We start from the raw sequence: 9,346 nt of genomic DNA on the forward strand, positions 1-9,346 counted from the left end.
CGCACATGACTGAACTTCCCGCACTCTCCGGCAAGGCCGCGCTCGTCACGGGCGCCAGCCGGGGCATCGGCTACGGCGTCGCGGAGGCCCTGGTGGCACGCGGTGACCGCGTGGTCATCACCGGCCGCAACGAGGAGGCGCTGAAGGAGGCCGTCGAGCGGCTCGGCGCCGACCGCGTCATCGGCGTCGCCGGCAAGGCCCACGACCTCGCCCACCAGGCCGAGGCCGTCGAACGCGCCATGGAGGCGTTCGGCCGCGTCGACTACCTGGTCAACAACGCGGGCACGAACCCGGTCTTCGGCCCCATCGCCGACGTCGACCTGGACGTGGCCCGCAAGGTCTTCGAGACCAATGTGATCTCGGCGCTCGGCTTCGCCCAGAAGACCTGGCACGCCTGGCAGCGGGAGAACGGCGGCGCGATCGTCAACATCGCCTCCGTCGCCGGACTCGCGCCCTCGCCGTTCATCGGCGCGTACGGCGTGAGCAAGGCCGCGATGATCAACCTGACCCAGCAGCTGGCGCACGAGTTCGCGCCCAAGGTGCGGGTCAACGCGATCGCCCCGGCGGTCGTGAAGACCAAGTTCGCCGAGGCCCTGTACGAGGGCCGGGAGGAGGAGGCGGCCGCCGCCTACCCGCTCGGCCGGCTCGGCGTGCCCTCCGACATCGGCGGGGCCGCGGCCTTCCTCACCTCCGCGCAGTCCGACTGGGTCACCGGTCAGACGCTCGTCGTGGACGGCGGCATCTTCCTGAACGCCGGGGTGGGCTGACCCCGCCCGGCCCGCGCCGCCACGGGCGCCGTTCCCCCCACGGGAGGAGCGGCGCCCGTACGCGTTCCGCGCGGGTCCGCCGCATGACAACGTAGTCATCCGAAATTGATCAACAACCCATGTTTCAGGGGAGGTTCACGAGCTCCGGTGCTGCGGTATGGTCTGCCGACCTTGGTACGGCGGATCGAGGAGCGAGCGCGTGTTCAAGCGGAACAGAGTCCGGCGCAGGGTGGCGGCGGCCGTGTCCCTGACCTCACTCATCACCCTGCTGCCCGGCTGCGGACTGCTCTCCGACGGCGGCCCGGACGACAGCAGCCCGATCGTGGTGGGGACGACCAGCGCGCCGAGCACCCTGGACCCGGCGGGCGCCTGGGACGGCTCGTGGGAACTGTTCCGCAACGTCTACCAGACCCTCCTGGCCTACCCGAACGGTGCGACCACCCCCCAGCCGGACGCCGCGGAGAGCTGCTCCTTCACCGACTCCACCAGCCGTACCTACCGCTGCATACTGCGCGCCGGGCTCGAGTTCGCCGACGGCCACCCGCTCGACGCCGAGGCCGTCCGGCACTCCATCGACCGCATCCGCACCATCAACGCCCCGAGCGGCCCCGCCGGACTGCTGGAGGGGCTCGACCGGGTGGAGACCACGGGCGCGCGGGAGGTCGTCTTCCACCTCAAGAAGCCCGACGCCACCTTCCCCTTCGTGCTCGCCACCCCCGCCATGTCCCTCGTCGACCCGCGCGAGTACCCCGCGGGCTCGCTGCGCAAGGACGGCGACGTGCACGGCTCCGGCCCGTACCGCCTGGAGTCCTACGACGAGGGCAAGCAGGCCGTGCTGGTGCGCAACGACCGGTACGAGGGCTTCGCCGAGCGGGAGAACAAGGCGGTGACCATCCGGTACTTCCAGGACTCCGCCGCGATGGTCGAGGCGCTGCGCGACAAGAGCATCGACGTCACCTACCGGGGACTCGCCGCAGGCGACATCCTCACCCTCCAGCAGCAGTCCCCGGCCGGGCTGCAGCTCGTCGACGGCACCGGCACCGACATCAGCTACCTGGTGTTCAACCCCAAGGACCGCTGGGCCGGGAACGCCGCGGTGCGCAAGGCCATAGCCCAGGTCGTGGACCGGGGTGCCATCGCGCACAAGGTGTACCGGGACACCGTCGAACCGCTGTACTCCATGGTCCCCAAGGGCCTGACCGGCCACGCCACCTCCTACTTCGACCACTTCGGCGAACCCAGCGCCGGCAAGGCCCGCGCGATCCTCGCCGAGGCCGGCATCAAGCAGCGCGTCCCGCTCACCTTCTGGTACACCTCCGACCGCTACGGCTCGGAGACCGGCGTGATGTTCCGGGAGCTGAAGCGGCAACTGGAGGGCTCCGGGCTGTTCACCATTACCCTGCGCGCCCGCCCCTGGAAGACCTACGTCACCGGCTACCAGAAGGGGGAGTACCCGGTGTTCGGCCGGGGCTGGTTCCCGGACTTCCCCGACGCGGACAACTTCATCGCGCCCTTCGTCGGCGAGCACAACGCCCTCGGCACCCCCTACGTGAGCAAGAAGATCACCGGTGAGCTGCTGCCCCGGTCGCGGGCGCAGGGAGACCGGGCCCAGGTGGTGAAGGACCTGACGGCCGCCCAGCGGATCATGGTGGACGACGCCCGGCTGATCCCGCTGTGGCAGGGGCGCCAGTACATCGCCGCGAGTGAGGACATCTCCGGCGGCGAGCGGGCCCTCGACCCCTCGACGATCATGATGATGTGGGAGCTGAACCGGAAGACGAGCTGGTGAGCGGCCTGCCGTCGGCGTTGTCAGTGGTCGCCTGTAGGTTCTGAAGCCTTGGAAGTGACCGCCGATCGTTAGGGACACCGACGTGACCGACATCGCCATGCTGCCCGCGTCCTGGCAGGGCGTTCTGGGCGACGAACTCCAGCAGCCCTACTTCAAGGAGCTGACGGAGTTCGTCGAGGAGGAGCGGGCGAAGGGTCCCGTCTACCCGCCGCGCGAGGAGGTCTTCGCGGCGCTGGACGCGACACCGTACGACAAGGTCAAGGTGCTCGTGCTCGGTCAGGACCCGTACCACGGAGAGGGCCAGGGGCACGGGCTGTGCTTCTCGGTGCGGCCCGGTGTGAAGACCCCGCCGTCGCTGCGGAACATCTACAAGGAGATGCGCGAGGAGCTGGACCTGCCGGTCCCGGACAACGGCTATCTGATGCCGTGGGCCGAACAGGGCGTCCTGCTGCTGAACGCGGTACTCACCGTGCGCTCCGGCGAGGCCAACTCGCACAAGGGCAAGGGCTGGGAGAAGTTCACGGACGCGGTGATCCGCGCGGTGGCCTCCCGTCCCGACCCGGCGGTGTTCGTCCTGTGGGGCAACTACGCCCAGAAGAAGCTGCCGCTGATCGACGAGACGCGGCACGTGGTCGTCAAGGGCGCGCACCCCTCGCCGCTGTCCGCGAAGAAGTTCTTCGGCTCCCGCCCCTTCACGCAGATCAACGAGGCCGTCGCCGCGCAGGGCCACGAGCCGATCGACTGGCGCATCCCCGACCTGGGCTGACCGGGGACCGGCCAGGCGGTCTCGCCCTTCCGTCCGGGGCCGCCTGCCCGGTATCGCCGCCGCCTGCGGTTAGCGTCATGGGCGGACGGCCGACGAGCGGCCGGATGACGGGTCCGGAGGGCGCGGTGGCGGAGCGACAGGAGCAGACGGCGCCCGATGCCCTGCTCACCCGGATCGGGCAGATCGTCATGCTGCACCGGGGCGGTGACCGCGAGGAGGCCCGGCGCCGGCTGCTGGAGCTGTGGGCCGAGACGGCCGAGTCAGGCGACCCGCTGCACCGCTGCACCCTCGCCCACTACCTGGCCGACACCCAGGACGACCCGGCGGACGAACTCGCCTGGGACCTCAGGGCGTTGTCGGCGGCCGACGAGCTGACCGACGGCCGTCCCGGCGCCGACCCCGCGAGCGTGCGCGGCTTCTACCCCTCGCTGCACCTCAGCCTCGCGGCCGACTACCTCAAGCTGGACCGCGCCGACGCCGCCCGCACCCACCTCAGCCGCGCCCGCCGCGCGGCCGGCACCCTCCCCGACGACGGCTACCGCACCGCCGTCCGGGCCGCGATCACCCGCCTGGAACTCCGCCTTCCCGACACCGGCCCCGCGGAGGGCGACGGCTGGGGGCCGCCGAGGCAGCGGCCGACGCCCTAACGCCCGTACGCCCGCTCGCAGATCGTCGACTGCGGACTGTTCTTGGGCCAGCCGCCGTACTTCTTGCCCAGCGCGCACACGTTCGGGATCTGCGGCACCGTACGGGGTGCGCGCGGGGTGTCGGCGCGCGGACGGTCCGGGTACGCCCGGCGCGGGGCGGGGGCGACGGGGGTGCGCCGGGACTCGGGCGTGGCGGCGGGCGCCGGGCGGTGGGGCGTCGCGGCACGGGGGGAGGGGCCGGTCCGCGCCAGCGCCTCCTGCCCCGGCTCCTGGTCCATGCGGGGCAGCGCGCTTCCGTCCGGCCGGGCCGCCGCCCGCGAGGGCGGGCCGCCCGGCCCCGAAGCGGGCACCGCCGGCCCGTGCACGGTCATACACCCGGTCAGAGTCGTGACGGCCACCAAAAGGGCCGCGGCAGACGAAGTTCGATCCACCCGCCCACTCTGCGCACCCCTCCGCCCGCCTTCCACCACCGACGTGCCCGCCATGCCCCGCACGAGTGATCTCTCGCCCCGCGGGGAGGGCGTGGCGCGGACGGAGGGTGACGCCGCGCCTCCGCGGCCGCCGCCGCGGTCCCTCGACGGCAGCGCCGGCCGGCGCCCGCCGTATGCTGCCGGGGACGAGAACGCGGGACAGCTGTAGGGAGTACAGAAGTGAAGGTCGGCTGCATCGGACTCGGCGACATCGCGCGGAAGGCGTATCTGCCGGTCCTCGGCACCCAGCCCGGAATCGACCTCCACCTCCAGACCCGCACCCCCGCCACCCTCGCCGCCGTGGGCGACTCGCTGCACCTGCCCGCCGGGCAGCGGCACGAGACGCTGGACTCGCTGCTGGACGCCGGGCTCGACGCGGCCTTCGTCCACGCGCCCACCGCCGTCCACCCGGAGATCGTCACCCGGCTCCTGGAAGCGGGCGTCCCCACGTACGTCGACAAGCCGCTCGCCTACGAACTCACCGACTCCCAGAAGCTGGTGGAGCTGGCCGAGCGCCAGGACGTGCCGCTCTTCGTCGGCTTCAACCGGCGCTACGCCCCCGCCTACGCGCAGGTCCTGGAGCACCCGCGCGACCTGATCCTGCTCCAGAAGAACCGGGTCGGCCTCCCCGAGGAACCGCGCTCGATGATCCTGGACGACTTCATCCACGTCGTCGACACCCTGCGCTTCCTGGCCCCCGGCCCGGTGGACGACGTCACGGTGCGGGTCCGTACCGAGGACGGGCTGCTCCACCACGTCGTGCTCCAGCTCTCCGGCGACGGCTTCACCGCGCTCGGTGTGATGAACCGGCTCAGCGGCTCGGCCGAGGAGATCCTGGAGGTCTCCGGGCAGGACACCAAGCGCCAGGTGATCAACCTCGCCGAGGTGATCGACCACAGGGGCCAGCCCACCGTGCGCCGCCGGGGCGACTGGGTTCCGGTGTCCCGGCAGCGCGGCATCGAGGGCGCCGTCCTCACCTTCCTCGACGCCGTCCGCGCGGGCGAACCGCTCAGCGCACGGGACGCGCTGGCGACTCACGAGCTGTGCGAGCGCGTGGTACGAGCGGCTCAGGACCCGTCCGGCGCGGCCTGAGCGCCCGCACCCCCTCCGCCACACCGAGCACCGCCAGCACCAGCAGCGCGCCGTCCACCGGCCAGTCGCCGTGCCGTACGTACGGGGTGACGCCGTGCGCCAGCGGTACCTCGTACACACGGGCGGCGCTCGCGCCGGTACCGAGCCGGGGGCCGACCCGTTCGCCGTCGGGGCCGTAGACCGCCGAGACACCGGTCAAGGTGGCGTGCACCATCGGGCGGCCGGTCTCGGCGGCCCGCAGCGCGGCCAGCGAGGCGTGCTGTCCGGGGGCCCAGCTGTGCTGGAAGGACGAGGTGGCGGACTGGCCGAGGAGCACGTCGGCGCCGTCCTCGGTGAGGTGGCGGCCCATGTCGGGAAACGCGGTCTCGAAGCAGACCAGCGGGCCTATCCGCAGGCGCCCCGCGTCCATCACGACCTGCTCCGTGCCCCGGTGCCGGTCCTCGCCCGCGGCCTTGCCGACCGAGGTGGCCCAGCCGAGCAGGGAGCGGGCCGGTATGTACTCACCGAACGGGACCAGCCGCATCTTGTCGTACCGGTCGCCGGTGGGGCCGTCCGGGCCGATCAGGACCGAACTCTTGTAGATGCCGGGACGATCCGAGCGGCGGGCGTCCACGTTCACCAGGATCTCGGCGCCGGTCTGCCGGGAGAGCGCGGCGATCCTGCGGGCGAGGTCGGGGCGGTCGCCGAGGTCGTGGCCGACGCTGCTCTCGCCCCAGACGATCAGATCCACGTCCCGGCCCGCCAAGCGCCGGGTCAACGACTCCTCCCGCGCGAACCGCTGCTCCGGGCCGTCGTACACGCCCGGCTGTACCACGGCGATCCGGGCCCGCCCGTCCACGTCGGCGCGTGGGGCCCAGGCGTACGCGGCGCTCGTCGCGGCGGCGGTGGCGATCAGGGAGGCCATGGCGGGGACGCGGGAGGCGGGGACCGAGATCAGCACCGCGAGCGCCACATTGACGGCGACCACCAGGAAGCTGAGCAGCCAGACCCCGCCCACCGAGGCGAGGCGCAGCGCCGGGCCGACCTGCCACTGGGTGGAGCCGAGCATGCCCCAGGGGCCGCCGAGACCCTGCCAGGAGCGGACCAGTTCCACCGCCAGCCACGCCGAGGGCAGCACGAGCAGGGCGGCCGAGGCGCGGGCGGGGGAGGGGGCGCCGCCCAGGAAGCGGCGCACCAGCAGGCCCCAGGGTGCCCACAGCGCGCCCAGCAGGGCGGCTATCAGGAAGATGAACACATGCAGGCTCGGCAGCAGCCAGTGGTGCACGGCCACCATGAACCCGAGCCCGCCGCACCACCCGTCGAGCGCGGCCCGGCGTCCGGTCGGCGCGGTGCGGGCCAGCGCGATCCAGGGGACGAGGGCGACGTAGGCGAACCACCACAGGGCGGGCGCCGGGAACGCGAGTACGGGCAGCGCGCCCGCGAGGACGGCCGCGCCGGAGCGGGGCCAGGGGGAGTCCAGCAGCCGGCCGAACGACCTCGTGCTCCTCATCCGGAGTCTCCCTCCCCAGGGCTCTCAACCCAGTGTGCGCGCCTCGCGCGATCTACGACAGGGGATATCGGGTGGCGGAGCGGGCGCCGGATGGCCGAATCTGGTCCCATGATCGACCAACCCACCGCCCCCGAACCGAAGTTCCGCATCCGCGCGGCCCACACACCCACCACGATCACGGTGTACCAGGCGTACCGGCCCGAAATCGGGGTCCCGGCGGCCCGCGAGGGCCGCTTCCCCGCCGCGTGGAGCCGGTCCCGGATGACATGGATCAAGCCGTCGTTCCTCTGGATGATGTACCGCTGCGGCTGGGGGACCAAGGAGGGCCAGGAGAGCGTCCTCGCCGTGGAGGTCTCGCGCGCCGGATTCGAGTGGGCGCTGCGGAACGCCTGCCTCTCCCACCACGTCCCCGGCCTGCACGGCACCCCGGCCGAGTTCAGGCGCGCCCTCCGCGAGGCGCCGGCGCGGGTGCAGTGGGACCCGGAGCGGAATCTGCGCCTCGACCCCCTGCCCCACCGCTCCCTCCAGCTCGGGCTCACCGGAGAGGCGGCCGCGCGGTACGCGGACGAGTGGATCACGGGCATCCGGGACGTGACCCCGCTGGCCCGGCAGATCCATGAGGCGGTCCGGGCCGGGCGGACGGAGGAGGCGGCCGCCCTGCTGCCCGAGGAGCCGCCCTACCCCGTGCCGGAGGGGCTGCTGACTCACCTGGGCGCGTAGATCACCGGGGCGGGGTGCTCGCACTACCCTGGCGACCATGATTCGCGCTGCGGTCTTCGATGTCGGTGAGTGTCTGGTGGACGAGACGACGGAGTACGGGACCTGGGCCGACTGGCTGGGCGTACCCCGGCACACCTTCTCGGCGGTGTTCGGCGCGGTGGTGGCCCAAGGGCGGGATCACCGTGAGGTGTTCGAGGAGTTCCGGCCCGGCTTCGACCTCGCCGCGGAGCGGGAGCGGCGGGCCGACGCCGGGATGCCGGAGGCCTTCGGCGAGTCCGACGTGTACGACGACGTCCGCGACACCCTGGCCGCGCTCCGCGCGGACGGCCTCTGGCTCGGCATCGCCGGCAACCAGGACGCCCACGCCGCCCGCATCCTGCGCGAGCTCTTCGCCACGGACGTCGACCTGATCGGCACCACGGCCGACTGGGGTACCGCCAAGCCCGACCCGGCCTTCTTCGCCCGCCTGATCTCCCTGGTCCCCGCGGAACCGGACGAGATCCTCTACGTGGGCGACCGCCTCGACAACGACATCCGCCCCGCGGCAGCGGCCGGCCTCCACACGGCCCTCCTCCACCGCGGCCCCTGGGCCAGACTGACCTGGCCCACGAAGGACGCCCACCGCCTCCCCCTGTTCCGCATCGAGAGCCTGCTGGAACTGTCGGGCCTGATCAGGGAGTTCAACCGCTCGGCGTGAGAGGGATCAGCCCGCCGACTCGGCCGCGTGCGGGCTCAGGACGCCCGCGCTGACCAGGGCGATGATGACGATGCCCAGGGCCACTCGGTAGTAGACGAAGGGCATGAAGCTCTTGTTGGAGATCCACTTCATGAACCAGGCGATCACCGCGTAGCCGGAGGCGAAGGCGATGACCGTGGCGAAGAGGGTCGGACCCCAGGCGACCTCGCTGTTCTCGCCCAGGGAGTCCTTCACCTCGAAGACGCCGGAGGCGAGGACGGCCGGGATGGCGAGGAGGAAGGAGTAGCGGGCGGCGGCTTCGCGCTTGTAGCCCATGAAGAGGCCGCCGCTGATGGTGGCGCCGGACCGGGAGACGCCGGGGATGAGGGCGCACGCCTGGCAGAGGCCGAAGATCAGGCCGTCGCGGATGCCGAGGTCCTTCAGGGTCTTGCGCTGCTTGGGGCTGCGGTGCCGGCCGCCGGACTCGTCGCGGGCCGCCAGCCGGTCCGCGATTCCTATGACCACGCCGACCACGATCAGCATGGTCGCGGTGATCCGCAGGTCGCGGAACGGCCCCTCGATCTGGTCCTTCAGCGTCACACCGAGCACGCCGATCGGGATCGAGCCGACGATCACCAGCCAGCCCATCTGCGCGTCGTGGTCGCCCCGCATCGACTTGTCGAACAGTGAGCGGAACCAGGACGAGATGATGCGCCCGATGTCCTTGCGGAAGTAGATGAGGACCGCCGCCTCCGTGCCGATCTGCGTGATCGCGGTGAAGGCCGCGCCGGGGTCGTGCCAGCCGGAGAAGGCCGCGGTCAGCCGCAGATGCGCACTGGAGGAGACGGGCAGGAACTCGGTGAGCCCCTGGACGAGTCCGAGGACGAGGGATTCAAACCAAGACATGGAGGTGTGGCGTCCAAGCGCTGG

The 9,346-nt window shown here is 72.2% G+C and carries 10 protein-coding genes; 7 read left to right on the forward strand and 3 right to left on the reverse strand.

Going from position 1 to position 9,346, the window contains the following annotated elements; translation table 11 throughout:
* The first annotated feature begins 5 nt into the window (after positions 1-5).
* The 4 genes from EV284_RS16650 (at position 6) to EV284_RS16665 (ending at position 3,969) form a co-directional block, all read left to right on the forward strand.
* Positions 6-767 (forward strand): SDR family oxidoreductase, encoded by a 762-nt coding sequence (locus EV284_RS16650; protein ID WP_130334868.1) that lies wholly within the window; start codon positions 6-8, stop codon positions 765-767.
* A 199-nt stretch (positions 768-966) separates the two neighbouring features.
* Positions 967-2,556 carry an ABC transporter substrate-binding protein gene (locus EV284_RS16655; RefSeq protein ID WP_130334870.1) on the forward strand — a complete coding sequence of 530 codons (1,590 nt, stop codon included), beginning with the start codon at positions 967-969 and terminating at the stop codon, positions 2,554-2,556.
* Between the two features lie 82 nt (positions 2,557-2,638).
* Positions 2,639-3,322 carry a uracil-DNA glycosylase gene (gene ung / locus EV284_RS16660; RefSeq protein WP_130334873.1) on the forward strand — a complete coding sequence of 228 codons (684 nt, stop codon included), beginning with the start codon at positions 2,639-2,641 and terminating at the stop codon, positions 3,320-3,322.
* 125 nt (positions 3,323-3,447) lie between these two features.
* Positions 3,448-3,969, forward strand: coding sequence for a hypothetical protein (locus EV284_RS16665; RefSeq protein WP_130334875.1), 522 nt, complete (start codon positions 3,448-3,450; stop codon positions 3,967-3,969).
* Here EV284_RS16665 and EV284_RS16670 read toward each other — a convergent pair.
* Positions 3,966-4,340, reverse strand: coding sequence for a hypothetical protein (locus EV284_RS16670; RefSeq protein ID WP_242625708.1), 375 nt, complete (start codon positions 4,338-4,340; stop codon positions 3,966-3,968). The genes EV284_RS16665 and EV284_RS16670 overlap by 4 nt on opposite strands.
* Positions 4,341-4,619: 279 nt before the next feature.
* Here EV284_RS16670 and EV284_RS16675 point away from each other — a divergent pair, with 279 nt between their 5' ends.
* Positions 4,620-5,531 carry a Gfo/Idh/MocA family oxidoreductase gene (locus EV284_RS16675; RefSeq protein WP_130334880.1) on the forward strand — a complete coding sequence of 304 codons (912 nt, stop codon included), beginning with the start codon at positions 4,620-4,622 and terminating at the stop codon, positions 5,529-5,531.
* Here the strand turns inward: EV284_RS16675 and lnt are convergent.
* Positions 5,449-7,020: an apolipoprotein N-acyltransferase gene (gene lnt, locus EV284_RS16680; RefSeq protein WP_130334882.1), complete on the reverse strand. Its 1,572-nt coding sequence runs from the start codon at positions 7,018-7,020 to the stop codon at positions 5,449-5,451. The two genes, EV284_RS16675 and lnt, sit on opposite strands and share 83 nt — an antisense overlap.
* Before the next feature lie 108 nt (positions 7,021-7,128).
* Between lnt and EV284_RS16685 the strand changes: the two genes are divergently transcribed.
* Both EV284_RS16685 and EV284_RS16690 read left to right on the forward strand, forming a co-directional pair.
* Entirely contained in the window at positions 7,129-7,740 is a 612-nt protein-coding gene (locus EV284_RS16685; protein ID WP_242625709.1) for a DUF4291 domain-containing protein, read from the forward strand.
* 37 nt (positions 7,741-7,777) lie between these two features.
* Positions 7,778-8,437, forward strand: coding sequence for an HAD family hydrolase (locus EV284_RS16690; protein WP_130334886.1), 660 nt, complete (start codon positions 7,778-7,780; stop codon positions 8,435-8,437).
* 6 nt (positions 8,438-8,443) lie between these two features.
* Here the strand turns inward: EV284_RS16690 and EV284_RS16695 are convergent, their stop codons facing one another.
* Positions 8,444-9,322, reverse strand: a complete 879-nt coding sequence (locus tag EV284_RS16695; RefSeq protein ID WP_130334888.1) for an undecaprenyl-diphosphate phosphatase — start codon at positions 9,320-9,322, stop codon at positions 8,444-8,446.
* Positions 9,323-9,346: the final 24 nt, after the last annotated feature.

It is taken from the genome of Streptomyces sp. BK022, from assembly GCF_004217355.1.
Classification (GTDB): Bacteria; Actinomycetota; Actinomycetes; order Streptomycetales; family Streptomycetaceae; genus Streptomyces; species Streptomyces griseoluteus.

Excerpts from the sequence above, each read along its gene's own strand:
- EV284_RS16685 (WP_242625709.1), top strand. The coding sequence starts at position 7,129 with ATGATCGACCAACCCACCGCCCCCGAACCGAAGTTCCGCATCCGCGCG.
- EV284_RS16695 (WP_130334888.1), bottom strand. The coding sequence starts at position 9,322 with ATGTCTTGGTTTGAATCCCTCGTCCTCGGACTCGTCCAGGGGCTCACC.
- EV284_RS16650 (WP_130334868.1), top strand. The coding sequence starts at position 6 with ATGACTGAACTTCCCGCACTCTCCGGCAAGGCCGCGCTCGTCACGGGC.
- EV284_RS16690 (WP_130334886.1), top strand. The coding sequence starts at position 7,778 with ATGATTCGCGCTGCGGTCTTCGATGTCGGTGAGTGTCTGGTGGACGAG.
- EV284_RS16670 (WP_242625708.1), bottom strand. The coding sequence starts at position 4,340 with ATGACCGTGCACGGGCCGGCGGTGCCCGCTTCGGGGCCGGGCGGCCCG.
- lnt (WP_130334882.1), bottom strand. The coding sequence starts at position 7,020 with ATGAGGAGCACGAGGTCGTTCGGCCGGCTGCTGGACTCCCCCTGGCCC.